23 protein-coding genes are annotated in these 26,074 nt (G+C 51.5%); 12 read left to right on the top strand and 11 right to left on the bottom strand.

What is annotated here, in order from left to right; translation table 11 throughout:
- Positions 1–63: 63 nt before the first annotated feature.
- From rsmE to metK, 5 genes are all read right to left on the bottom strand, one after another.
- Positions 64–795 (bottom strand): 16S rRNA (uracil(1498)-N(3))-methyltransferase, encoded by a 732-nt coding sequence (gene rsmE, locus PMPD1_RS18495; protein WP_173635422.1) that lies wholly within the window; start codon positions 793–795, stop codon positions 64–66.
- A 75-nt stretch (positions 796–870) separates the two neighbouring features.
- Positions 871–1,584 carry a deoxyribonuclease I gene (gene endA, locus PMPD1_RS18490; protein ID WP_173635421.1) on the bottom strand — a complete coding sequence of 238 codons (714 nt, stop codon included), beginning with the start codon at positions 1,582–1,584 and terminating at the stop codon, positions 871–873.
- Between the two features lie 93 nt (positions 1,585–1,677).
- Entirely contained in the window at positions 1,678–2,181 is a 504-nt protein-coding gene (locus tag PMPD1_RS18485) for a SprT family zinc-dependent metalloprotease (RefSeq protein WP_173635420.1), read from the bottom strand.
- 78 nt (positions 2,182–2,259) lie between these two features.
- Positions 2,260–3,657: a sugar porter family MFS transporter gene (locus tag PMPD1_RS18480; protein WP_173635419.1), complete on the bottom strand. Its 1,398-nt coding sequence runs from the start codon at positions 3,655–3,657 to the stop codon at positions 2,260–2,262.
- Between the two features lie 447 nt (positions 3,658–4,104).
- Complete coding sequence (metK, locus tag PMPD1_RS18475) at positions 4,105–5,256, bottom strand: methionine adenosyltransferase (protein ID WP_173635418.1); 1,152 nt, start codon at positions 5,254–5,256, stop codon at positions 4,105–4,107.
- Between the two features lie 741 nt (positions 5,257–5,997).
- Between metK and speA the strand changes: the two genes are divergently transcribed.
- Together speA and PMPD1_RS18465 are read left to right on the top strand one after the other, a co-directional pair.
- Positions 5,998–7,974, top strand: coding sequence for a biosynthetic arginine decarboxylase (gene speA, locus PMPD1_RS18470; protein WP_173635417.1), 1,977 nt, complete (start codon positions 5,998–6,000; stop codon positions 7,972–7,974).
- Positions 7,975–8,170: 196 nt separating this feature from the next.
- Positions 8,171–8,974 carry a DUF4225 domain-containing protein gene (locus tag PMPD1_RS18465; protein ID WP_173635416.1) on the top strand — a complete coding sequence of 268 codons (804 nt, stop codon included), beginning with the start codon at positions 8,171–8,173 and terminating at the stop codon, positions 8,972–8,974.
- Here PMPD1_RS18465 and PMPD1_RS18460 read toward each other — a convergent pair.
- From PMPD1_RS18460 to PMPD1_RS18450, 3 genes are all read right to left on the bottom strand, one after another.
- On the bottom strand, positions 8,971–9,285 hold the full coding sequence (locus PMPD1_RS18460) for a hypothetical protein (RefSeq protein ID WP_173635415.1): 315 nt from the start codon (positions 9,283–9,285) through the stop codon (positions 8,971–8,973). The two genes, PMPD1_RS18465 and PMPD1_RS18460, sit on opposite strands and share 4 nt — an antisense overlap.
- Positions 9,286–9,322: 37 nt before the next feature.
- Positions 9,323–9,784, bottom strand: a complete 462-nt coding sequence (locus PMPD1_RS18455; RefSeq protein ID WP_173635414.1) for an Hcp family type VI secretion system effector — start codon at positions 9,782–9,784, stop codon at positions 9,323–9,325.
- Positions 9,785–9,908: 124 nt separating this feature from the next.
- Complete coding sequence (locus PMPD1_RS18450; protein ID WP_173635413.1) at positions 9,909–10,541, bottom strand: DapH/DapD/GlmU-related protein; 633 nt, start codon at positions 10,539–10,541, stop codon at positions 9,909–9,911.
- Between the two features lie 265 nt (positions 10,542–10,806).
- Here PMPD1_RS18450 and speB point away from each other — a divergent pair, with 265 nt between their 5' ends.
- Positions 10,807–11,730, top strand: coding sequence for an agmatinase (gene speB / locus PMPD1_RS18445; RefSeq protein WP_173635412.1), 924 nt, complete (start codon positions 10,807–10,809; stop codon positions 11,728–11,730).
- Between the two features lie 45 nt (positions 11,731–11,775).
- On the opposite strand, the gene loiP is transcribed toward speB, so the two are convergent.
- On the bottom strand, positions 11,776–12,534 hold the full coding sequence (loiP, locus tag PMPD1_RS18440; protein ID WP_173635411.1) for a metalloprotease LoiP: 759 nt from the start codon (positions 12,532–12,534) through the stop codon (positions 11,776–11,778).
- A gap of 277 nt (positions 12,535–12,811) precedes the next feature.
- On the opposite strand from loiP, the gene tkt reads away from it, so the two are divergent.
- Positions 12,812–14,803, top strand: coding sequence for a transketolase (tkt, locus tag PMPD1_RS18435; protein ID WP_173635410.1), 1,992 nt, complete (start codon positions 12,812–12,814; stop codon positions 14,801–14,803).
- Between the two features lie 32 nt (positions 14,804–14,835).
- On the opposite strand, the gene PMPD1_RS18430 is transcribed toward tkt, so the two are convergent.
- Entirely contained in the window at positions 14,836–15,396 is a 561-nt protein-coding gene (locus PMPD1_RS18430) for a bactofilin family protein (RefSeq protein WP_173635409.1), read from the bottom strand.
- Between the two features lie 1,119 nt (positions 15,397–16,515).
- Here PMPD1_RS18430 and epd point away from each other — a divergent pair.
- From epd to PMPD1_RS18400, 6 genes are all read left to right on the top strand, one after another.
- Positions 16,516–17,535 (top strand): erythrose-4-phosphate dehydrogenase, encoded by a 1,020-nt coding sequence (gene epd / locus PMPD1_RS18425; protein ID WP_173635408.1) that lies wholly within the window; start codon positions 16,516–16,518, stop codon positions 17,533–17,535.
- Between the two features lie 52 nt (positions 17,536–17,587).
- Complete coding sequence (pgk, locus tag PMPD1_RS18420; protein ID WP_173635407.1) at positions 17,588–18,751, top strand: phosphoglycerate kinase; 1,164 nt, start codon at positions 17,588–17,590, stop codon at positions 18,749–18,751.
- Positions 18,752–18,842: 91 nt separating this feature from the next.
- Positions 18,843–19,922: a class II fructose-bisphosphate aldolase gene (fbaA, locus tag PMPD1_RS18415; protein WP_173635406.1), complete on the top strand. Its 1,080-nt coding sequence runs from the start codon at positions 18,843–18,845 to the stop codon at positions 19,920–19,922.
- Positions 19,923–20,109: 187 nt separating this feature from the next.
- The gene (gene mscS / locus PMPD1_RS18410) at positions 20,110–21,009 is read left to right on the top strand and encodes a small-conductance mechanosensitive channel MscS (protein ID WP_173635405.1); all 900 of its coding nucleotides are present in this window, start codon (positions 20,110–20,112) and stop codon (positions 21,007–21,009) included.
- Positions 21,010–21,162: 153 nt separating this feature from the next.
- On the top strand, positions 21,163–21,777 hold the full coding sequence (gene argO / locus PMPD1_RS18405) for an arginine exporter ArgO (protein WP_173635404.1): 615 nt from the start codon (positions 21,163–21,165) through the stop codon (positions 21,775–21,777).
- Between the two features lie 222 nt (positions 21,778–21,999).
- Entirely contained in the window at positions 22,000–22,725 is a 726-nt protein-coding gene (locus PMPD1_RS18400) for an oxidative stress defense protein (protein ID WP_173635403.1), read from the top strand.
- Between the two features lie 44 nt (positions 22,726–22,769).
- Here the strand turns inward: PMPD1_RS18400 and PMPD1_RS18395 are convergent, their stop codons facing one another.
- Entirely contained in the window at positions 22,770–23,678 is a 909-nt protein-coding gene (locus tag PMPD1_RS18395) for a LysR family transcriptional regulator ArgP (RefSeq protein WP_173635402.1), read from the bottom strand.
- Positions 23,679–23,869: 191 nt separating this feature from the next.
- Here PMPD1_RS18395 and rpiA point away from each other — a divergent pair, with 191 nt between their 5' ends.
- Both rpiA and serA read left to right on the top strand, forming a co-directional pair.
- Positions 23,870–24,529: a ribose-5-phosphate isomerase RpiA gene (gene rpiA / locus PMPD1_RS18390; RefSeq protein WP_173635401.1), complete on the top strand. Its 660-nt coding sequence runs from the start codon at positions 23,870–23,872 to the stop codon at positions 24,527–24,529.
- Between the two features lie 292 nt (positions 24,530–24,821).
- Positions 24,822–26,060 (top strand): phosphoglycerate dehydrogenase, encoded by a 1,239-nt coding sequence (gene serA / locus PMPD1_RS18385; protein WP_173635400.1) that lies wholly within the window; start codon positions 24,822–24,824, stop codon positions 26,058–26,060.
- Positions 26,061–26,074: the final 14 nt, after the last annotated feature.

The following is a 26,074-nucleotide window of genomic DNA, read 5'->3' as shown; positions in this document are numbered from 1 at the left end:
GCAGATTCGCATAAATTTAGCGTTGCCGTTTAACGCAACGGGTTGAATGAGGATGTTAATTCCTCATCCTAAATCGCCGAACCGTACCTGTAGGGCGGTAATGGCGGTTAACGCCGTGGTTTCAGTGCGTAACACGCGCGGCCCTAACAGAATATCGGTAAACCCTTTGGTCGCCGTCATGGCGATCTCTTCCGCCGATAAGCCCCCTTCGGGGCCAATTAATAAGCGAACCCGCTCTAGCGGCTGCGGTAGCGTGTTAATGCTCTGCTGCGCGCGCGGATGGAGATTGAGTTTTAACCCGCTCTCTTCTTCCGCACACCAGGCCGCCAGCGTCATTGCCGGGCGAATGGACGGCACCACATTGCGTCCGCACTGTTCGCACGCGGAGATAGCAATCTTCTGCCATTGCTGAATCTTTTTCGCCAGGCGTTCTTCATCCAGCTTCACGCCACAACGCTCGGAAAATAAGGGCGTAATGACATTGACTCCCAACTCGATAGATTTTTGGATGGTAAACTCCATCTTCTCGCCGCGCGACATGACCTGACCCAGATGCAAATGTAGCGGTGACTCGCGATCATCGGCGTGGCTGGCGAGGATTTTTACCATAACGCGCTTTTTGTCGGCGTGCACAATTTCAGCGCTAAAAGTCAGATTAGTGCCATTAAACAGCTCCAGCGTGTCACCGCTGGCCATACGCAGCACACGGCCCACGTGATTGGCGGCCTCTTCGCTTAGCGCGGTTTCACTTCCCACCTGTAACGGTTCGGGATGATAAATGCGGGGTATTCGCATGCGAGTCCTGATCGATAACCGCCGCACGGCGCTACCGTGCGGCAAAATAGAGATGCCTAGTGTAGGGCAGGGATTTTAGCGCTGGCAAGCTTGCTGAACATACGGGTTATGATTCCCTTGAACGCGGGCGATGCGGTTATCACGTTCGCATTCCCAGGCAGAGACCGGATACTGGCGGTTCCAGGCGGTCATCAACTGCGTCTGTTGCCTGGAGAGCGTTAACTGGTAGCGGTCGCGCATATAGAAATAGATGCGGGCAATCGCACCGCGTGCGCGCGCTGGCGGTTCGGCGCGCTTGGCTTTAAAGTCCACCTTCATCGCGCACTGGCCGTATTGTCCGCCGCCGCCATTCCACTGCCCATACATAAAGTTATCGCGATCGCCATTCACTTCACCAATCGCCGGTTGGAGGTTGTGCAAGTCACTCTCAATACGGCGATAACCGGCATCTTTGGCACACTTTTTCCGCCCTCCGTTTTGCCAACACTGGCGTTGATGACCAAATTGCCAGGCCGGCACGACATGTTCCCACTCAATACGGTGGGCGCGGTTGGCATTTTTACGTACCTGATAGCCGCACGAGGCCAGATTCGGCACGCCTTTCTTACCATGCCAGCTAATTTTACATCCACAGTAGAAAGAGCCCGGCGCATCGGCATTAATGTTTGCCGCAAAGGTTTTAGCCTGCTGGAAGCTATTCTGATGGTAGTTATTCAAATTAAGGCTGTAAGCGGTGAGCGGGGAGAGCAGTAGCAGACCGGACAGTAGCGTTACAATGTTGCGAGTCATATTCCAACTTTAGTGCGGTTTTTAAATCAGCGCGCAGGGTAACAGATTGAAAAGGCAGGCACGAATCTTATCGACCGCCTTGAGGACACGGCATCACTTTTCGCCCGGCTGTAAAATATCGCCACACTGTAGGCAGCGATATTCGGTTTCGCCGCGCATCACTCGGTTATGACGACGAACCGTGAGGTGGTGTTGCTGGCAGCGGCAACGATAGGGAAAAGTCCGGCTCCGTACCGAGTGGACTTCAAACTGGTGGGTACGGCGCGCCGGGATCCCCAGCACGCTCTCCATCATCCATTTCCACTCTTTACCGTGCGGCGCGACGCGGCCAAAATGTTTCCACACCAGCAGGTGGGCCAATTCATGAGGAACCACCTCGTCAATAAATGCCTGCTGATTTTCCATTAACAACACCGGATTGAGGCGAATTTCCCAGCGCTCCAGCCACGCGGTGCCTGCAGCGGTTCCCCGCTGTTGATAGACAAGGGCGGGCTCAGGATAGTGTCGTTCAAGGCGCTGGTTGGCCTGCTGCAATTTTTCACGCAGCGTACGCATCACAGCTTGCTGTACAGCAATGGGAAGGCGAGGGGATTTCATGGCAAGGAGAATACGGCGCTAGTAGGGAGAAAACAATACTGTTCGGGGCGGGAAGCACTTCTCCCGCCCCGAAAGGGATTAATCGCGTGCGCCGATATTACGCAAAGCTTTACCGGACATCAGGTTACGCTCGATATGCTCCAGCGAAATACCTTTGGTTTCAGGAATCAGCCACAGCGTCAGCAGAATAAAGAAGATATTCAGACCCGCGTATACCCAGAAGGTATTGGCGTTACCCAGCGAACTCAGCATCGTCAGGAAGGTAGCGCCGACAATCATGTTCGCAATCCAGTTGGTTGCGGTGGAGACCGTGATACCGAAATCACGCCCTTTAAGCGGCTGGATTTCAGAACACAGCACCCAGATCAGCGGGCCGGCGCTCATTGCGAAGCCGACAATAAACATCAGCAGCATGGCAATCGCAAAATATTGCGCGCCCGGCGACTGAATGCCCATATGCAACATGGTACCGAGGATCCCCATACCGGCTGCCATTACCAGGAAGCCCAGCGTCAGTGTTGGTTTACGACCCCAACGGTCAACCAAGCCGATCGCGATAAAGGTTGCCAACACGTTCACCAGCCCAACGATGACGGTTCCCCACATCTGTTCGGTGGTATTGGTAAAACCGGCGATTTCAAAAATTTTCGGCGCATAGTACATGATGACATTCATGCCGGTGAACTGTTGCATAACCTGTAACAACACGCCAAGGAACACCGCACGGCGGAAATTGCTATTGCTTTGGAATAGCCCCCAGCCGCTTTGCTTAATTTTCAGACTTTCGCGAATCTCATCCAGTTCTCGTTTGGCTTGTTCGCTGGTATCGCGCAGGCGATCAAGGACGCGTTGCGCATCGCGGAAGTTACCTTTCGCCGCCAGCCAGCGTGGGCTATTAGGCAGGAAGAAAACGCCAATCAGCAGTAAAATCGCCGGGATAGTAATGACGCCCAGCATCCAGCGCCAGTTGCCGGTAAAGCTGAAAGCGGTATCGGAAAGGTAGGCGGCCAGAATCCCGATGGTGATCATTAACTGATACAGCGAGATCATACTGCCGCGAATTTTTTCCGGCGCGATCTCAGAGAGGTACAGCGGCGCGGTGTAGGAGGCAACACCAACGGCCAGGCCGAGAATAACGCGCGCCACGATCAGCATTTCCGGGTTTGAGGCGGTAGCTGAGAGCAGTGAACCAATAACGAACAGAATCGCGCCCGCCATCAAGCTCTTTTTACGCCCCAAACGAGAAGACATCCAGCCACTGCCGATTGCGCCGATTGCCGCGCCAAACATCATTGAGCTAACGATCCACTCTTGTTGATGGCTGGTGACGTTAAAGTCTTTAGCAATAAACGGTAGCGCCCCGGCGATGACGCCAATATCTAAACCGAACAGCAGGCCAGCCAGAGCGGCCAGGAAGCAGACAAAAAACGTCATCATCTTGTTTGACGTTCTGCTGTTGTGTGTATTACCAGGCATTTTGCCTCCGCATAGTATCCATCGTTGTTGTTATGAAATGTTAGAAGACCTGTGCCAGGTAAAAAGTGAGACAGATCACAGGAGTGTAATCGCTTACACTTGTGTCTGCTGGCAAAGTCAGCATTTATCACTCGGTCAAAGCCAAATAACCAGTTGGCTATTGCAGTTGCTAAGTTTCTGACATGCCTCTAATTAATGGCTATCAGACGAGGCTGAAAATAACGCATTTTTTTCGTGATGTTTCAGGGGTGAAAAATATAACTAACGGATAAATAAAGCGTTTCAAATTGTAATCGTTATCACTGAAATGCACTGCAATGCTTATGAAGTGTAGACGGAGAAAAAAAATTGGCAGTAAGAAGGGGGATAAGAATCATAAAAAAAGGGCGAAGTAGATTCGCCCTGAGGTTTTGAACGCGCGCTAACGTAATCGCGGCGTAGGTGAGATTAGAGCCCGGCTGCGTCGCGTAATTGCTCAGCTTTGTCGGTTTTTTCCCACGGGAAGTGTTCACGGCCAAAGTGACCGTAGGCCGCCGTTTCGCGATAGATCGGCTGTAGCAGATCCAGCATCTGGATCAGGCCGTATGGGCGCAAGTCGAAAAATTCACGCACCAGCAGCGTCAATTGTTCCGTGGCGATTTTTTCGGTGCCGAAAGTTTCCACCATGATCGAAGTCGGTTCTGCGACGCCAATCGCGTAAGAAACCTGGATTTCGCAACGATCGGCCAGACCGGCGGCAACGATATTTTTCGCGACGTAACGCGCGGCATAGGCTGCGGAACGGTCAACCTTCGACGGATCCTTACCCGAGAATGCGCCGCCGCCGTGACGTGCCATACCGCCGTAGGTATCGACGATGATTTTACGCCCGGTTAGACCGCAATCCCCCATTGGCCCGCCGATGACAAAACGGCCGGTTGGGTTGATGAAATATTTGGTGCTGGCCGTCAGCCACTCGGTTGGCAAAACCGGTTTGATGATGGTTTCCATCACCGCTTCTTGCAGATCTTTCTGCGAAATATCTTCGGAATGTTGGGTGGAAAGCACCACGGCATCAATACCGACGATTTTGTCGCCATCATACTGGAAGGTGACTTGGCTTTTTGCGTCTGGGCGCAACCACGGCAGGCTGCCATCTTTACGCACTTCAGACTGACGCTGCACCAGACGGTGTGCATAGGTCACCGGCGCGGGCATCAACACATCGGTTTCATTGGTGGCATAACCGAACATCAAGCCCTGGTCACCAGCACCTTGTTCCAGTGGGTCGGTACGATCGACGCCCTGGTTAATATCCGGCGACTGTTTGCCTATCGCGCTCAGTACAGCACAAGAATTGGCGTCAAAGCCCATATCGGAATGAACATAACCGATATCGCGTACGGTGTTGCGGGTAATCTCTTCGATATCAACCCATGCGCTGGTGGTGATTTCACCGCCCACCAACACCATGCCGGTTTTAACGTAGGTCTCACACGCGACACGTGCTTTCGGATCCTGCGTTAGGATTGCATCAAGAACGGCATCGGAAATCTGATCGGCGATTTTATCAGGATGTCCCTCTGATACGGACTCGGACGTAAAAAGGTGTTTAGCCATTTTATTCTTTACCTTACTAAAACGGTTTGAAAACGACTGCGTAGAGAAATTAACCAGTTTAGACGGATTAACATCTGGATGGCTATTCTAGGTTACTCAATAAGCGAATTGCCAGCCCTTTTTGGCGTTTCGCATTTTCAGCAACACCGGCAGGTGGAAGTTTTTCCTGATGATTGCCGCATTTAGCATAATTATTTTTTGCATTTTTTACCCGACGGCTGTATAAAACGCCGCTGCTGTTTGCAGCACAAAAAAGGATGGCGCCGCCCGTTTGCGCCAGGCCCGTCAGATACGCTGGTATCTGATTTTCACCCTCGACCTGTATTTCCGCGTGCCATCAGCATGTGTGGAGGTGATACGAGTAATGAACCAGGCTTTCGCTTCTTCTCACGGTTCGCTGCGCTGCTCTGGCGTGCTTCAGCTCCTTTCCGTCTGTTCTTCTCATAACCTTTCTCGCCGAAGTTTTATTCGTTTCGGTAATCATCACGACACGAGCGCAGGTTAACCTTTGCTACATTTTAAAGGGGATCGCTCAGTTTTCTGAGGGATGGCTTTCGCTTTTTCTGACCCGTAACACGGAGTTCGGCGACGTGTTTTACACTGCATCTTTACCGCAGCCTGTTTTGAGGAACCAACGGCATTTTATGCTGGCCTCGGCGGCGACTAATGGGTTGTTCTCGCAGGAACGTCCTGCGATAGTAGTTAACTATTTCGCATCATTACTGACAGTTGAGGTTCGCGATGTCTGACGACATGAAGACAATTAAGGGTTCGTCAGCAGGCGAACAGGGTGGGTTACGCTCCATGCAGGAGGTAGCGATGAGCGATCAAGATGCCAGCAAGATGCTGCGCACCTACAATATTGCCTGGTGGGGCAATAACTACTATGACGTCAATGAACTGGGTCATATTAGCGTCTGCCCCGATCCGGATGTGCCGGAAGCGCGTGTGGATCTAGCCAAGTTGGTAAAAGAGCGCGAGGCTGACGGTCAGCGTTTACCGGCTCTATTCTGTTTTCCGCAAATTTTACAGCATCGTCTGCGTTCAATTAACGCCGCCTTTAAGCGTGCCCGCGAATCTTATGGTTACAAGGGTGATTACTTCCTGGTGTATCCCATTAAGGTCAACCAGCATAAACGCGTGATTGAGTCGCTGATTAATTCTGGCGAGCCGCTGGGCCTTGAGGCCGGTTCGAAAGCTGAGTTAATGGCGGTATTAGCGCACGCTGGCATGACGCGTTCGGTGATCGTGTGTAACGGGTATAAAGATCGGGAATATATTCGTCTGGCGTTGATCGGCGAAAAACTGGGGCACAAAGTGTACCTGGTGATCGAGAAGATGACCGAAGTGAAGCTGGTGCTGGAAGAGGCTGAGCGTCTGAATGTGGTGCCGCGTTTAGGTATCCGTGCGCGTCTGGCTTCACAGGGCTCCGGTAAATGGCAGTCAAGCGGCGGCGAAAAATCGAAATTCGGCCTGTCGGCCACGCAAGTATTAAAGCTGGTAGAAATTATGCGCAGCGCAGGGCGTTTGGATAGCCTGCAACTGCTGCATTTCCATCTTGGGTCGCAGATGGCGAATATTCGCGATATCGCCACCGGGGTACGCGAATCAGCACGCTTTTACGTTGAGTTGGCGAAACTGGGCGTTAATATCCAGTGTTTCGATGTTGGCGGCGGCTTGGGTGTGGATTATGAAGGAACCCGTTCGCAGTCGGATTGTTCGGTGAACTATGGCTTGAATGAGTACGCTAACAACGTGATTTGGGCAATTGGCGATGCGTGCGAAGAGCATGGGTTGCCGCATCCAACGGTGATTACCGAATCTGGCCGGGCGGTGACTGCGCACCATACGGTGCTGGTTTCTAACATCATCGGCGTCGAGCGTAATGAGTTCAGCACCCCGGTTGCGCCGGATAACGATGCGCCGCGCCCAATTGTCAGCATGTGGGATACTTGGCAAGAGATGCATGAACCGAATAACCGCCGTTCGTTGCGTGAATGGTTGCATGACAGCCAAATGGATCTGTTCGATATTCATACCGGTTACTCACAGGGTACTTACGATCTTACGCAGCGCGCCTGGGCTGAGCAGCTCTATCTGAGTATTTGCCACTATATTCAGCAGCATCTTGATCCAAGCAACCGCGCGCATCGCCCAATTATTGATGAGTTGCAGGAGCGGATGGCGGATAAAATTTACGTCAACTTCTCACTGTTCCAGTCAATGCCGGATGCGTGGGGGATCGATCAGTTGTTCCCGGTTCTGCCGCTGGAAGGGTTGAATAAATCACCGGAACGTCGTGCGGTGCTATTGGATATTACCTGTGATTCGGATGGGACGATTGACCACTATGTTGATGGCGACGGTATTGCTACCACCATGCCGATGCCGCAATACGATGTGGAAAACCCACCGATGTTAGGCTTCTTTATGGTAGGCGCCTATCAGGAGATCCTCGGTAATATGCATAACCTGTTCGGTGATACCGAGGCGGTTGATGTGTTTGCTTTTGCCGATGGCAGTGTTGAAGTGCAGTTGTCCGACGAAGGGGATACCGTGGCGGATATGCTGCAATATGTGCAGCTTGATCCGAAAGAGTTGCTGACGCATTTCCACAATCAGGTGAAACAGACCGATCTGGATGAGGAGCTACGCGCGCAGTTCCTCGAAGAGTTCGAGTCCGGCCTGTACGGCTATACCTATCTCGAAGACGAGTAAGCGGTAATAAAGGTCGGGCGCGGCAAACGTGCCCGACTTACTCCTGCCATTTCATCTATTCCTCTCTCCTTCCATGCTTTGCCATTACGTCTCGACGCTGATTAATGCGCCGCGCGATGATTTGCCTCCTGGCCGTATTGTGTTTGTATCCGCGTTGAGTGAAAATTAGACAGTCATTTTCATGGAGGAAAAATAGATGGATAGAGCATTCCTGTCAGGTAACCGGAATAGTGCATGGGCCGAGACCATGATTAATCTCGAAGCGCGCAGCTTAATCAATACCGCCAATAAGGTTTCCGCCGGGCATTTAAATGATGGATTAACCCGAATCCATTTTATGGGCGAAATTAAGCGGCTGGTTGGCGAGCAATTCGCGCAGGCGCGAAAGGCGATAACCGACGAAGATCGTCTGCAATGTATTAAGGTGCTGCGCGCGGAAAATGAAAATCTGCGGGAACAGGATCGGCTGCTGAGAATGCGCGCGGCGCAGCTTTATGCAAAGGTCGAGTTTGTGCGGGAAAATAACCAAATTGTGGGTTACGTTATTTCAGCCGTGCATGTTGTTGTTTCTGGTCTGGCCGTGATAGGCGGAGCGTTGATGATTGCGACCATGCCGCCCATCGGCGCTTTAGCGGGCGCGATTCTGGTGATCGATGGAATTAATGGAATGTCGAAAGAGTTTATTCCCCGGCTATATGATGAATATCACCAAACTGAAGGCTTTTTTGCCGATGGAGTCAGTAAAGCTGTCCAGTATATGGGGTTTACACCTGAAACCGGACTTGCCGCTTATAAAGCCGTTACGCTAAGCGCCAGCGTTTACGGCCTGGTCGGGCTGACGAGAAAAGCAACCTCGTGGCGCTTGTTTCACTCTCTGCGCCACGACTATTACCGCAAGGTTGAGACAATAAACCGATCTGCGTTAACGTTGAAAATTGTTGGCTACGGTATAAAAGCGAAAGTCATTTTTGACCTGTTGGATACCGATAAGGTTAACTAACGGCGATTGGCCCGCCAGTACCGCCAGGCCTTATAAGAAAGGACTGGCGGTTGCATAAAAAAGACGATTACGACAGCGATAAACAGAGATATACCACCACCGATAATCGTTTCTCTTACCGAAAATAACAGAAGAGATAGAAAAACCAGCAGGCACCCGGAGTAGACCAAAATAAGCGCGCGAAAACGGTTTGCCAAAAGCTGAACAACTTCGCCTAAGGTTTCGTCATAGCACGCTGCATTATACTTCATCAGTTGCAATTCTTCGTAGCTAAAGCCGGAGAGCAATAATCTATCCTCGTCAACATCCATATGTATTTATCCTGTAATGTCGGGTTGCTCAATCAGGTTAGAAACAGGAAGATGAATTTTTAATATCCCATCCCATACGGGTTTCTGCCGCTTTGCCGCCTGCGTCGGCTTGTTCCCAATACTGGAATTTTACCCGGTCACCCTGAAATTCATAGGTTACGTCGGCCTGCATTCCGTTGTCGCGCAGACCCACATCAGTAATCATAACGTTCTCCAGCGTTATCCGGTAATACTCTTGCTGCCCATCTCCGGCTTTACAGGCGGAAATCTCAACTTTTCGACGTTTAGTTCCATTGGCGGAATAGAGCAACAGACCGGCGGTCGCTTTGTCTACACGGCAGTGAACAACAAGGTTACTGAAATGGGATTTACCCGGCCCGGCTTGGGTATCATTATGCTGAGTACCCCATGACCAGGTGTCTGCATCAATCCAGCCCTGATGCATCGCATCCTTTGACTCGCCGCTGACACCGTCAATTTTCAAAAATACGCTATTCATCTCATCCCTGATAGTAAAGATAACCGTTGGGGATCTTTAACGTATCTGGCGTAAGAAAACAATAGTAAATTAATTATTATCAATGGGTTAGAAGAACCTGTAACGCGTGATTATTGATGCGTTTTTAGCTATCCCAACGGGTGCAAAACCCGGCCACATCTCCCGATTGAAACTGATCAAGATGCGCCATCAGTTTTTCCAGCGGCCAGTGCCACCATGCGATACGTTGCAGGCTACGCGCAATCTCGGCGGGAAAGCGCGGGCGAATGAGTTTTGCCGGTACGCCGCCGACAATGGTGTAAGGCGCAACATCTTTACTGACCACCGCCCCTGCCGCCAGTACTGCACCATCTCCGACGGTAACGCCAGGCAAGACAATCACCCCATGACCAATCCAGACATCATTGCCGATAGTGACCTGCGCGGCGCGGCGTTCGGTAAAAAAATCACGATCGCGCTCAACATCGTTCTGATAATACTCCGGGCAGTAGGTAAAGCGATGTTGCGAGGGGCGTTCCATCGGATGGTTGGGCGCGCCGATACGCACGTAATTGGCAATGGCGGTAAATTTCCCAATCGTGCAGTCGGCGAAGCAGCAATGTTCGCCCGCGTACGAGAAATCACCCAGCGTGCTATATTCAAGGTAACTATGAGCCAGAATTTCACACTGTTTGCCAATCTGTGTTTCGCGCATACGCACGCTGGCGTCGATAAAGGTGTGTTGCAATTTGGGGCGGTTAACGGCGGCGAGCGACATGGGATTGATCCTCATCAGCAGAGATTATGCCGTATGCTGGCGAGAAAAGATGACAGGCTGATGTCGGTTTTATGTTTTGGTCAGCGGGCAATTTCAACAAAATGACATTGTCGTTAGCGGCCGATACGGCGATAATCAGCGCAGCAAAATGGCAGACTACTGATCCCTTCCCCGTCGGGTTTAACGACGCGGAAGGGATTTTTTTTCATCTCAACCATAGAGACGTTTCGGGCTATCTGTCGGCCCACTCTAAAGAGGACAAGCTATGAAAAATAATACCTTAGGCCATCAGTACGATAACTCACTGGTTTCTAACGCCTTTGGTTTTATGCGTTTCCCGGTGAATTTCCAGCCTTACGACAGCGATGCCGAGTGGGTGATTACCGGGGTGCCGTTTGACGCCGCAACGTCTGGTCGTCCTGGCAGCCGGCTTGGCCCTGGCGCTATCCGTCAAATCTCAACTAACCTGGCGTGGGAAGGCTGTCGCTGGCCATGGGATTTTGATCTGCGCCAGCGCCTGAACGTGATTGATTGCGGTGACTTGGTGTATGCCTTCGGGGATTCACAAGATTTGACCGATAAATTACAGGCCCATGCGGAGAAGCTGCTTGCCAATGGCAAACGGCTGCTGACGTTTGGTGGCGACCACTATATCTCTCTGCCGCTACTGCGCGCGCATGCCAAATATTTTGGCAAAATGGCGCTGGTGCATTTCGACGCGCATACCGACACTTACTCCAATGGCGCCAAGTTCGATCACGGCACCATGTTCCACCACGCGCCACAAGAAGGGTTGATCGATCCTGATCATTCGGTGCAGATCGGTATCCGCACTGAGTTTGATAAAAACCTCGGTTATAAGGTGCTGGACGCGGCGCAGGTCAATGATCGCGGCGTGGATGATATTTTGGCGCAGGTGAAGCAGATTGTCGGCGATTTACCGGTTTATCTCACCTTTGATATCGATTGTTTAGATCCGGCGCATGCGCCAGGTACCGGTACGCCGGTTATTGGCGGCTTAACCACTGATAAAGCGCTGAAGCTGATTCGCGGCCTGCAAGGATTAAACATTGTGGGTATGGATCTGGTCGAGGTCGCGCCAGGTTACGACCAATCCGATCTAACTTCGTTGGCCGCCGCGACTATCGCGCTGGATATGCTGCATGTGCAGGCAGTTAATAAAGGCTAACTGAAGATGGCGCCTTCCGAGCAGCGGGAAGGCGCGAAAATTGAATTACTTAATCCCGTCAGCAGCCATACGATCGCGAATGTGCTGTGCGCGGGCAGCGGAAGCGGGGTGATCGTCAAACATTGAGCTTTGATGGTCCGCTTCCAGCTTCGCGAGCTTTTCGAAACTGGTGGCTAATCCACTCGGGTCGATACCGCGTTTTTTCAGCAGGTCGTAAGAGTAATCATCCGCCTGCGACTCTTGAGTTTGCGAGAATTGCGAGTTAACCAGCTTTTCGCCGACATCGCCGAGTTGCGATTGTGACAGCGAAGCGATGATACCACCCGCTGAAGATGCCGCGGTTCGCGCTGCGGTAGCGGTCAACGCGACCTGCATCGCTTTCCGCGTGTGCCCCAACGCGACGTGGCCCATCTCATGGCCCAGTACCGCTTCGACTTCGTTATCAGTCATCATATCCATTAAGCCGCTATAGACCCGGATGCAGCCGTTGGCCATGGCCCAGGCGTTAACGTCTTTGGTCTGATAAACCTTGTAGTTGGCTGGCGTGCCATTGATGTTATCACCCAGCGCGGTGGCGATTTTATTCAAACGCTGTTGGTATTCACTGTTCGCCGGTGCGATCTGCGCTTCGCTGTCCATTTGCTGGCATGATTTGTTGCTCAGTTCTTTTACTTGATCGTCGCTCAGCGTATAGGCTTGATACGCTTGGGCGCCGGATTGCATTAAAGAAGCGCTATCAATATTTTGACAGCCGGAGAGAAGAGCGGCGGTAGTCAACGCCAGCACAGAGGTACGGATTTTCATTCCATTTTATCCCATTCAAATAACACATTGATAACAACCAATTCGTGGCGCGCGTTTTCGCGGGCGCAGCTCTTTATACCGGTTTCACCCTGAAATGTCTGGTGCCTGTACTCCGAAAGCCAGCGGGCCGCGCCGCCTTTTTTGCCTCTTGCGCCATGTGCTTTTTATCGGGTTTTCATGTACATTGATTGTCGACTTTCTTTCGGCTTTGCCTGATAACTGATTAATTACAATAGGTTAGGGACGGCGAAGCATAAAATCGGACCTGGAGTAGAAAATGTCTTCTCGTAAAGAGCTTGCCAACGCGATTCGCGCATTAAGTATGGATGCGGTGCAGAAAGCCAAATCCGGTCATCCGGGTGCCCCGATGGGGATGGCTGATATCGCTGAAGTGTTGTGGCGTGACTATTTGAACCACAACCCGACCAACCCGAAATGGGCCGATCGCGACCGTTTTATTCTGTCGAATGGCCACGGTTCGATGCTGATTTATAGCCTGCTGCATCTCACCGGCTACGATCTGCCGATGTCAGAACTGGAAAACTTCCGTCAACTGCACTCTAAAACGCCAGGCCACCCGGAATATGGCTATACGGCAGGCGTAGAGACCACTACCGGTCCGCTGGGGCAGGGCATCGCTAACGCGGTAGGTTTTGCGATTGCAGAACGTACGTTGGCGGCGCAGTTTAACCGTCCGGGCCATGACATTGTTGACCACCATACCTATGTGTTCATGGGCGATGGTTGCATGATGGAAGGCATTTCGCATGAGGTTTGCTCACTGGCCGGCACGCTGAAATTAGGCAAGCTGATCGCGTTCTATGACGACAACGGCATCTCTATTGATGGTCACGTTGAAGGCTGGTTTACCGATGATACGGCGAAGCGTTTTGAAGCCTACGGCTGGCATGTGGTGCGTGGTGTTGATGGCCATAATGCTGATGCAATTAAAGCCGCGATCGAAGAAGCGAAAACAGTGACCGATAAGCCGACGCTGCTGATGTGTAAAACCGTGATTGGTTTCGGTTCGCCGAACAAAGCTGGTACACATGATTCGCATGGCGCGCCGCTGGGTGATGATGAAGTTGCGCTGACACGCAAACAGCTTGGCTGGAACTATCCGCCGTTTGAAATTCCACAGGATATTTACGCACAGTGGGATGCAAAAGAAGCGGGTCAGGCAAAAGAAGCCGCATGGAACGAGAAGTTCGCTGCTTATGCGCAGGCACATCCTGAACTGGCCGCTGAGTTTAAACGTCGCATGAACAATGATCTGCCGGATAACTGGCAGGCAGAATCGCAGAAGTTCATTGAGCAACTGCAGGCTAACCCGGCCAAAATCGCCAGCCGCAAAGCGTCGCAAAACACGCTGGAAGCCTTTGGCAAATTGTTACCGGAATATCTGGGCGGTTCTGCCGACCTGGCGCCGAGCAACCTGACCATGTGGTCTGGCTCGAAAGCGATCAACGAAGATAACGCGGGTAACTATATCCATTATGGCGTGCGCGAATTCGGTATGACCGCGATCGCTAACGGGATTTCGTTGCACGGGGGGTTCCTGCCGTACACCTCGACCTTCCTGATGTTTGTTGAATACGCGCGCAATGCGGTGCGTATGGCCGCGCTGATGAAAATCCGTCAGGTGATGGTTTATACCCACGACTCTATTGGCCTAGGTGAAGATGGCCCGACGCACCAACCGGTAGAGCAACTCGCTAGCCTGCGTGTAACGCCAAATATGAGTACCTGGCGCCCGTGTGACCAGGTAGAGTCAGCGGTTGCATGGAAATATGCGATTGAGCGCCATGATGGCCCCACCGCGCTGATCTTCTCGCGTCAAAACCTTGCGCAGCAAGATCGTACCGCCGAACAGTTGGCGAACGTGGCGCGTGGCGCGTACGTGCTGAAAGATTGCAACGGTCAGCCTGAGCTGATCCTGATCGCCACCGGTTCAGAAGTTGAACTGGCGGTTGGCGCGTATGACAAACTGACCTCCGCAGGCCATAAAGTCCGTGTGGTGTCGATGCCGTCAACCGATGCGTTTGACAAGCAAGACGCGGCATACCGTGAATCTGTGTTGCCGAAAGCCGTTTCCGCACGCGTGGCAATTGAAGCGGGCATTGCCGATTACTGGTTCAAATACACTGGTCTGAATGGCGCGGTAGTGGGGATGACTTCTTTTGGCGAGTCAGCCCCGGCTGAGTTGTTGTTTAAAGAGTTCGGCTTCACCGTTGAAAACGTCGTTGCCCGCGCACAAGCATTGTTGTAAGCCTGAGCCCGCTACTCGGCGGGCTCGCGGAATCAGCTTTCTTGCGCCGTTGACGGCTCTTTTGGCTTAAGAAAGCTCTCCGGTATATGTGTTAATGAGCCCGTGGATAGCGTGTCCACGGGCTTTTTAATGTCGCTTTCATCCCCGCCGGACAAGGGGCGAGAAATACCGTAAAAACGCCCTTTCTTATTGATGGAAAGCGTATCGCACTCAAGGGTTCCATCCAGCAAACCACTGGCGTTGATTTCCACCTCCCGCCCGCTGCAAAGCCCGGTCAGTACACCATTGACCACAATCTTATCGGCGTTGACCTCACCTGAAACCTTTCCCTGACTGAGTAGAAAAATCGTCTGGTCAGAGCGGACTTTGCCCTCAACCGTGCCGTTGACATGAATATCGCCCGAGGCGCTGATTTCTCCGATAATGACGCAATTCGCCGGGATGGTGGTGGCATCGGCGGGACCAGGTAGTGGCGCGACATTATTATTCTCCGGTTCTTTGGTTAGCGCTTGCGGCGCGCTTGCCGCTGACGCCATTGCTGCGAGCGACGGGGTATCAGATGTTTTGACCGGCAGTTCTTTACGTTTAAACATATTCATTCCCTTGTTAAATAGACTTTTTCGGTAGAGGTAAGCTGCGATAATTAATGGGACTAAAACCACTGGCGGTTGCCAGATAAGATGCGCCAACGTCAGCAGGCTCTCTTGATGCAGCAAATAAACGGCCAATAATCCCGCCCATATAATCCAAATCAACCAAAGTAAGTTGTAATTCATATCCCGGCACTGAATAAAGCCAGGGGGAAGGGCGTGATAACCTCTTTCAACGCGCATCCCTGGCGTGGGTGAATTTTATAACCCCCTGTTTTCTGACGAGGCGGGGATTAGCTGTTCTGTTATCGAAACCCACCGATCGGCAAAATAAAATATTCCCTTTGTTTGTTTTTAAACAATATGGCGTTTTTTTTCAATAGCTGAGTGCCGTTAAAAGATAATTTTGTTTGAAATAATCACAAGTTAAGTTAATGCCTAACAGCATTGCCTAATTGAAGGATTTTAGCGTTATTTTTAAGATGGAAAGTTATTTTTTAGTTAAGAGATTAGCGTGTTGAATACTTATTAAAATAAAAAACTTATATCAAGCTTTGTATTTATCAATATATATTCAATTAATTATTGGCTTATTACTCCGATTCTTTCCTGATAACGTGTGTTGTGCAGGTTGGCCGCACTCCTGGCGACCATCTTCACTCGCGACAAGGGGCCGTGAGATACGATTGAGGCGCTACAGTAGCCGATACTTTTTTCATTTTTGTGACGTAGATCTAATCTTGCGCTTGGTTATTGATCCCTGTCATTCCAGTTATTCCTGATTACTATTATTCTGGCTGAACCGTTTCAGGTTTTCGGTCGACGGGCTTTAGCGCTGATATGTGGCGTAGAATATGCCCTAAATAATTCGGGTTGCGGGACAAAACGGTTCGCCGTTTTGAACAGCGTCTGCGCTGGCCCCGAAGGGGTGAGGCCTTAAGGCCGAATCACGCGGCAAGCGAGGGAATCCCGATGAGCTTACTACAGTAAGTGGTTCGGGTGAGCGAACGCGGCTAACGCACCGGCAGCTTGAAGTATGACGGGGATAATTCCCTGTACAAATGATGGCGGCTGGCTCAGGCTATCGGCAAGTTATTATGTGGGTTCTGATGCAGGAGTGATATGACCGTTCGCATTGCTATCAACGGCTTCGGGCGTATCGGGCGTAATGTATTGCGCGCCTTGTACGAGACTGGTCGCCGGGCAGAAATCACCGTGGTTGCCATCAACGAACTGGCAGATGCCGCCGGTATGGCGCATTTGCTGAAGTATGATACCAGCCACGGGCGCTTTGGCTGGGAAGTGCGTCAGGAGCGAGATCTGCTCCATGTCGGCGAAGATACCATTCGTATTTTCCATCACGCCGAAATTGATGAACTGGGATGGTCAGCGCTTAACGTGGATGTAGTGCTTGATTGTACCGGCGTATATGGCCGACGTGCAGATGGCGAGGCGCATCTACGCGCTGGCGCGAAGAAAGTGTTGTTTTCCCATCCCGGCGAGAGCGATCTGGATGCGACGGTGGTGTTCGGCGTCAACCAACATGAGCTAAAACCTACCGATCGTCTGGTTTCCAACGCCTCCTGCACCACCAATTGTATTATTCCGATTATCAAATTATTGGATGATGCCTGGGGCATTGAGTCCGGCACGGTAACCACTATTCACTCAGCGATGCACGATCAACAAGTGATCGATGCTTATCATTCAGATTTGCGCCGTACGCGCGCCGCCAGCCAGTCAATTATTCCGGTAGACACCCGTCTGGCTGCGGGGATTACACGTATTTTCCCTAAATTTAATGATCGCTTTGAAGCCATTGCAGTACGCGTGCCGACGATTAACGTTACGGCGATAGATTTAAGCGTTAGCGTACGCGATGCGGTGAGCGCATGTGAGGTGAATGCCTTACTGCGAAATGCCTCAGAGGGGGCATTTAGTGGTATAGTTGACTATACGGAATTGCCGTTAGTCTCGATAGATTTTAACCATGATCCGCACAGCGCCATTGTGGACGGTACGCAAACGCGGGTCAGTGGCAGGCATCTGATTAAGACTCTGGTCTGGTGCGACAACGAATGGGGCTTTGCTAACCGAATGCTTGATACGACGTTAGCAATGGCCGCCAGTGGTTTCAGGTAAGACGCGGGTTTGCGTCTGGCAAAACTTATGAGAATCAACGAGAGGGTTCACTATGTCTGTAATTAAGATGACCGATCTGGATCTGGCTGGTAAGCGCGTACTGATCCGCGCCGATCTGAACGTACCGGTTAAAGAAGGGAAAGTGACGTCTGATGCACGTATTCGTGCTTCTCTGCCTACCATTGAAGCGGCTCTGAAACAGGGCGCGAAAGTGATGGTTACTTCGCACCTGGGGCGTCCGACCGAAGGCGAGTACAACGAAGAGTTCTCTCTGTTACCCGTTGTTAACCATCTGAAAGAAAAACTGAACGGCACTAAAGTTACCCTGGCGAAAGAGTACCTTGATGGTCTGGAGCTGAATGCGGGCGAACTGGTGGTGCTTGAAAACGTGCGGTTCAACAAGGGCGAGAAGAAAGACGACGAAGCCCTCTCCAAAAAATACGCCGCGCTGTGCGATGTGTTCGTGATGGATGCGTTCGGAACCGCTCACCGCGCCCAGGCATCAACGCATGGCGTCGGTAAATTTGCGCCAATCGCTTGTGCTGGCCCATTACTGGCCGCAGAACTGGAAGCATTGGGTAAAGCGCTGAAAGAGCCTGCTCGTCCGATGGTGGCAGTAGTGGGTGGTTCTAAAGTGTCTACCAAGTTCGACGTGTTGAATTCACTGGTTAAAATCGCGGATACCGTGATTGTTGGCGGCGGCATTGCTAACACGTTTGTGGCGATTGATAACAATGTCGGGAAATCGCTTTACGAGCCAGATTTTGTTGATGCGGCGAAAAAACTGCGTGATGAGTATAAAATTCCAGTGCCAACTGATTCTCGCGTTGGTACAGAGTTCTCTGAAACCGCGCCTTCTACAGTGAAAAAAGTGACTGAAGTAGCGGATAATGAAGAGATTATGGACTTCGGTGATGAAACTGCCCAGGCCATGGCGAAGCTGCTGAAAGAAGCGAAAACCATTCTATGGAACGGCCCGGTTGGCGTGTTCGAGTTTCCGAACTTCCGCAAAGGTACCGAGATCGTGGCGAAAGCTATCGCTGATAGCGATGCGTTCTCTATCGCCGGCGGCGGTGATACGCTGGCGGCTATCGACCTGTTTGGCATTGAAGACAAAATTTCCTACATTTCAACCGGTGGCGGTGCGTTCCTCGAATTCGTGGAAGGTAAAAAACTGCCAGCCGTTGCCATGCTGGAAGAGCGTGCTAAGCAGTAAATCTTTAGGGCAGGGCGAGTTCCCTGCCTAAATGTATTGCCCATCTTTTGGGTGCAGAACCTTTATAGAGTCACGAAACAGGACAACAAACATGTCTAAAATTTTTGATTTCGTAAAACCTGGCGTTGTCACCGGTGATGACGTACAGAAAATTTTTAAAGTAGCGAAAGAAAACAAATTCGCTCTGCCAGCGGTTAACTGCGTCGGTACCGACTCAATTAACGCGGTACTGGAAACCGCAGCAAAAGTAAAAGCGCCGGTTATTATCCAGTTCTCCAACGGTGGCGCGGCGTTTATCGCCGGTAAAGGCCTGAAATCTGATAAACCGCAGGCAGCGGCCATTCTGGGCGCGATTTCTGGTGCGCACCATGTTCACCAAATGGCGGAACATTATGGTGTGCCGGTTATTCTGCATACTGACCACTGCGCGAAAAAATTGCTGCCGTGGATTGATGGTTTGCTGGATGCGGGCGAAGCGCACTTTGCGAAAACCGGTAAGCCGCTGTTCTCTTCCCACATGATTGACCTGTCTGAAGAGTCACTGGAAGAAAACATCGAAATTTGCAGCAAATACCTGACTCGTATGTCCAAGCTCAATATGACGCTGGAAATCGAACTGGGTTGCACCGGCGGTGAAGAAGATGGCGTGGACAACAGCCATATGGATAGCTCCGCGCTGTACACTCAGCCGGAAGATGTCGATTATGCCTATGAAAAACTGAACGCTATCAGCCCGCGTTTCACCATCGCGGCCTCTTTCGGTAACGTTCACGGCGTATACAAACCGGGTAACGTTCAACTGACGCCGAAAATCCTGAAAAACTCCCAAGAATTCGTGAGCAAAAAACATAATCTGCCGCATAACGCGCTGGATTTTGTATTCCACGGCGGTTCAGGTTCTTCCGCAGCCGAAATCGAAGAGTCTATCAGCTACGGCGTAATCAAAATGAACATTGATACCGACACCCAATGGGCGACCTGGGACGGTATCCTGCAGTACTACAAAAAGAATGAAGGCTATCTGCAAGCCCAGTTGGGCAACCCGGAAGGCGAAGATAAGCCGAACAAGAAATATTACGATCCGCGTGTTTGGCTGCGCTCCGCTCAATCTTCAATGATTGTGCGTCTGGAACAAGCGTTCAAAGAATTGAACGCTATCGACGTTCTGTAATATCACGAAATAAAATTTAAGGCCCTGCGGGGCCTTTTTTTATGCGGCTTTTCGGAAAAAGGTTAAGCAATTTCGCCGCTTATTTGGCAGAGCCCGTGATTGTTGATTACGCTTTGTTAACGGATTGTCGACATCTGGTCGGCAATGGTTGTCATTTCCCCATTTGGGATCAACACGGGATCAATAAATGGAAGATTTAAACGTCGTCAATAGTATTAACCACGCGGGCGGCTGGCTGGTACGTAACCAGGCGCTATTGCTCAGCTATGCGGTAAATATCATCGCCGCTATCGCTATTATTATCGTTGGTATGATCGTCGCGCGCGTGATTTCTAACGGGGTAAACAGGTTACTACGGGCCCGCCATATTGATGCCACGGTTGCCGACTTCCTTTCCGCGTTGGTGCGTTATGGTGTCATCGCTTTTACGTTGATTGCCGCGCTGGGGCGTGTCGGGGTTCAAACCGCATCGGTGATTGCCGTATTGGGTGCTGCCGGTTTGGCCATTGGTTTGGCGTTGCAGGGCTCGCTTTCTAACCTTGCGGCCGGGGTGCTGCTGGTAACCTTCCGTCCCTTCCGCGCCGGAGAGTTTGTCGATCTGGGCGGCGTGACCGGTACGGTACTGCAGGTGCAGATTTTTTCCACCACGCTACGCAGTTCAGACGGCAAAATGGTGGTGGTGCCGAATGGTAAAATTATCGCCGGGAACATCATTAACTTTTCACGCGAACCGGTGCGGCAGAATGAGTTTGTGATCGGTGTGTCCTATGATGCCGACGTCGAACAGGTAATTAGCTTACTGCGTAAAGTGGTAGAGGCTGATTCACGCGTGCTGCAAGATCGCGGGATACAGATAGGGCTTAATGCCATGGCGCCCTCGTCGCTCAATTTTGTGGTGCGTTGCTGGAGTAACAGCGGCGACCTGCAAAATGTTTTCTGGGATTTGATGAAAAACTTTAAAGGTGCCCTTGATGAGGCGGGGATTGGTATTCCTTATCCACAGATGGATGTGCACCTGCATCAGACTGCGTTAGATAAACAGGAACCACAACCGGAAACTCAGCCGCCGGTACTGCCGGGACAATAACGCTCGTCCCCCGGCTTGCCTGGCCGGGGGAATGTTAACCCACACCTTCTTTTAATTAGCTTTACTGATGGCTGATTAAATTTTTCCATTTCCGCTAATAACCGGCACGCTATACACTGCTTCGCATTGTTACCTCTGATGGGAAGATATTCTGTGTTGGCTTTTTATTTTCAAGGGTTTGCGCTAGGCGCAGCGCTAATTTTACCGCTGGGTCCACAAAATGCTTTCGTGATGAATCAAGGCGTTCGCCGCCAGTATCATTTAATGACTGCCGCCCTGTGTACATTGAGCGATGTAGTGCTGATTTGTGCCGGTGTCTTTGGTGGCAGCGCGTTGTTGAATCAGTCGCCATTATTGCTCAGCCTGGTCACTTGGGGTGGGGTGGTCTTCTTGCTGTGGTATGGCTGGGGCGCGTTGCGTACGGCGTTCAGCGGTGACGTGGCGTTAGCGTCAGCAGAAACGCTGAAGCAGGGGCGCTGGCGCATTATCGCGACCATGATGGCGGTGACTTGGCTTAATCCACATGTCTATCTGGATACCTTTGTTGTGTTGGGGAGTCTTGGCGGTCAGTTACCGACTGAAGCCCGCCGTTGGTTTGCGCTGGGAACGGTCAGCGCTTCGTTTATCTGGTTTTTTGGCCTGGCTTTACTGGCGGCCTGGCTCTCGCCGGCGTTGCGTACCGCCAAAGCGCAGCGGATGATCAATTTGATTGTTGGTCTTATTATGTGGGGAATTGCGTTCAATTTGGCGCATCAGGGGTTAACCTGATTTTTGCCATCCTGAATGAAAAGTAAGGTAAAAAGCGGCAAAAAAAAGAAACTTTTGCCAAAATGAACACTCAGAACATCACGCATATTGGCATTCCTGTCGGTGTGACAATATGTCGTGCTAACGCGATCAGTCTCAGATAGCGAGGAGAGATGATACTGCTCCCCCGCATTTCGCGTTGGCATCACAGAACCGTTAATTTGTCTTCATGGAGGACCTTTCGTGAAATTAAAAGCGCTGGCTTTAGCCGCAATGATGGGATTAGGAACGCTACCCTTGGCCGCACAGGCGGATGAGTTGCCAAATGGCCCGCATGTTGTCACTTCTGGTCAGGCGAGCGTGGATGCCACACCGGATATCGCTACGCTGGCGATTGAAGTCAATGTCTCTTCGAAGGACGCGGCGGAAGCGAAAAAACAGGCTGACGATCGCGTAGCGCAATATTTTGATTTCTTGCAGAAAAATGGCATAGAAAAGAAAGATATCGATGCTGCTAACCTGCGGACGCAGCCGGAGTACGATTATACCAAAGACGGGAAATCGGTTCTGAAAGGCTACCGGGCGGTACGCCAGGTACAGGTGACGCTACGTAAGTTAGACAAGCTAAATGATTTATTGGATGGCGCGTTGAAATCCGGCCTGAATGAAATTCGCTCGGTTGAATTGGGCGTTGCTAATCCGGATGCCTATAAAGACAAAGCGCGTCAGGCTGCAATTGAGAATGCCACCAAACAGGCTGCCGCATTGGCACAAGGTTTTAATGCCAAACTGGGGCCGGTCTATAGCATTCGCTATCATGTCTCAAATTATCAACCGATGCCGATGGCGCGGATGTATAAAGCGGCGGATGCCGCGCCAATGAATTCAGCGGCTCAAACCTATGAGCAGCAGAGCATTCATTTTGACGACCAGGTCGACGTGGTGTTTGAACTGCAACACAATCAGTAAGTCTGTCAGGGGGGCGGTTGCGCCACCCTGAGTCCTGTTCCCCGTCATCGCGCGGGGAGATCATTCTGACGCAGTACGCGGCGCCCATGCGCCAGCAAGGCATCGGTGACGCGCCGCATCAAGCGGCTTTCCGGTGCGAAGCGGTGCCAGTACAGCATCCGGCGCTGAAATAACCCAGGCGTTAAGTCAATCAACTCACCGCTTTCCAGCTCTCGTTCAATTTGCAGATGCGGAATCATACAGCAGGTCGACCCCTGACGCGCCAGTTGTACGAAGGCTTCCGATGAGTTCACGATATGGCAGGGCACGCTGCCCGGCGAGAGGTCGAAATTTTGCTGTAAAAAGGCCTGGTGCATATCGTCAAGATGGTCAAAGGCAACCGCCGGCGCTTTTAGCAAAGCGGAGCGGGTAACGCCATTCGGGAAATAACGCTCGGCAAACTCACGCGAACCAACAAACAGATAATCTAACGCGCCCAATTGATCGACCAGGCAGCTTGGTAATGGCTGTGGCTGAATACTGACTGCGCCAACTACTTCACCGCGACGTAGCCTTTCCTGGGTACGGGTTTCATCTTCAACCTGCAAATTAAGCCGTACCGGCGAGTCGGTCAGCACGGTTTTCAAGGCGGGTAAGAGCCAGGTCGCCAAACTGTCGGCGTTAACCGCCAGCGAAAGCAGCAGGGGCGTGGTTCCGGTATTCTCATCGCCCAACCACTCTTCTTCCAGCAATTCCACCTGATGCAGCAGCGCCAGCAATTTTTGACCCTGTTCCGTTGGGCGCGGCGGGATGGTACGTACCAATAATGGCTGGCCAAACATATTTTCCAGTTGCTTAATGCGCTGTGAAACCGCTGATTGGGTAATACACAGTTTTTGCGCCGCGCGTTCGAAGCCGCGTTCACGAATCACAGCATCCAGCGCCTGAAGCGTGCGATAATCCGGGCGTTTCATGGGGGATGGTTTCTCCTTCAGGGGTGGAGTCAGCACTATGCCATAAAATTTGGCATTTGCCCTGTCCATATGAATCAATCACTTTGTGGGCTGTCTTCCAAACCTGTCAATCAAAACCGATCGGTTACGTATTTTGACCGCCGCTTGATTTATACTACGCGCACACCATTAGCACAGGTTTTAAACATACCATGACGCAGGATGAACTGAAAAAAGCAGTAGGATGGGCGGCGCTGGAGTACGTGAAACCCGGCACCATTGTTGGCGTGGGAACCGGGTCGACCGCCGCGCATTTCATTGACGCACTGGGCACGATTAAACATCAAATTGATGGTGCGGTGTCCAGTTCGGAGGCCTCAACCCAGAGGTTGAAGGCGCTCGGTATTCCGGTGTTCGACTTGAATGAGGTTGATTCACTGTCGGTCTATGTCGATGGCGCTGATGAAATTAACGGCCATCTGCAAATGATCAAAGGCGGCGGCGCGGCGCTCACTCGTGAGAAGATTGTTGCGGCGGTAGCTAAACGGTTTATCTGTATTGCCGATGAATCTAAGCAGGTGGATATTTTGGGTAAATTTCCGCTGCCGGTGGAAGTGATTCCGATGGCCCGCTCTTACGTGGCGCGTGAACTGGTTAAACTGGGTGGGGTGCCGGAATATCGCCAGCATGTGGTGACTGATAACGGTAACGTCATCCTTGATGTGCGTAATTTACAGATTCTCGATCCCGGCGCCCTGGAAAAAAGCATCAATGCATTACCGGGCGTCGTCACCGTGGGGCTGTTTGCCGCACGCGGCGCCGATGTGGCGTTGATTGGCACCTCCTCCGGCGTGAAAACGATAGAAAAATGATCGTTAACGGCGTGGGCAAGCTGCACGCCGTTGAAAAATTTCCGCTAAAAAAAGCCCTCTCCACGATAGAGGAAATTTAGTGACTTATGTCACATAAGTTTCTTCAGTAACGCTATCGTTCTAAAGCGCCCGGCTGGGCCGCTATATTGTGCGGTAATGTTCGATTGAAACTCTCCTCCACACCGGGGGCTGTGCAATCGTTTGTATTGCCGCCAGCGTAATTTTTGTTATTTTGACAGAAGGCTGACTTATCGCTCAGCCTCATCTGAAGTCTGCTAAATAGGGTCGGGAAATGGCAAAGGTATCGCTGGAGAAAGATAAGATTAAGTTTTTGCTGGTGGAAGGGGTTCACCAGAGCGCATTAGAAAACTTGCGCGCGGCGGGTTATACCAATATTGAGTTTCATAAAGGCGCGCTGGATAGCGATGCGTTAAAGGCGTCGATTCGCGACGCGCACTTTGTTGGGATTCGCTCGCGTACGCAGTTAACCGAAGATATTTTCGCCGCAGCGGAGAAGCTGGTGGCGGTTGGCTGTTTCTGTATTGGTACTAATCAGGTTAACCTGGATGCGGCGGCAAAACGCGGTATTCCGGTCTTCAACGCGCCATTCTCCAACACCCGATCCGTGGCCGAGCTGGTTATTGGCGAACTGCTGCTATTACTGCGCGGCATTCCTGAAGCGAATGCCAAAGCACACCGTGGTATTTGGAACAAGCTGGCGGTCGGCTCCTATGAAGCGCGTGGGAAAAAGCTGGGTATCATTGGCTATGGTCATATCGGTATGCAGTTAGGCGTGCTGGCGGAAAGCCTCGGCATGCATGTGTTTTTCTACGATATTGAAAACAAGCTGCCATTGGGTAATGCGACTCAGGTTAGGCATCTGTCCGATCTGCTGAATATGAGCGATATTGTTAGCCTGCACGTACCGGAAACCCCGTCGACGCAAAATATGATGGGCGCCGAGGAGCTGGCGTTAATGAAGCCGGGTTCCTTGCTGATTAATGCGTCACGCGGCACGGTGGTGGATATTCCGGCGCTTTGTCACGTGCTGGCTAATAAGCATCTGGCGGGTGCAGCGATTGATGTGTTCCCGGTGGAACCGGCAACCAATAGCGATCCATTTAACTCACCGCTGTGTGAGTTCGATAATGTGATCCTGACACCGCATATCGGCGGTTCTACGCAGGAAGCGCAGGAAAATATTGGTATCGAAGTGGCCGGTAAGCTGGCGAAATATTCAGATAACGGCTCTACGCTCTCTGCGGTGAACTTCCCTGAAGCCTCGTTGCCGATGCATAGCGACCAGGCCAGCCGTCTGCTGCATATCCATGAAAACCGTCCAGGTGTGTTAACCGCGATTAACCAAATTTTCGCCGAACAGAGCATCAATATTTCGGCGCAATATCTGCAGACTTCGCCGCAAATTGGCTATGTGGTGATTGATATTGATGCGGAGCAGGAAGCAGCAAATAAAGCGTTGCAACTGATGAAAGCCATTCCGGGTACCATCCGTGCCCGTTTGCTGTACTAAATGTCCTCAGGCGT

This window comes from Paramixta manurensis (genome assembly GCF_013285385.1).
GTDB classification, from domain to species: domain Bacteria; phylum Pseudomonadota; class Gammaproteobacteria; order Enterobacterales; family Enterobacteriaceae; genus Paramixta; species Paramixta manurensis.
The sequence above is the reverse complement of the archived record's forward strand: the minus strand, read 5'-3'. Positions and strand labels throughout refer to the sequence as shown.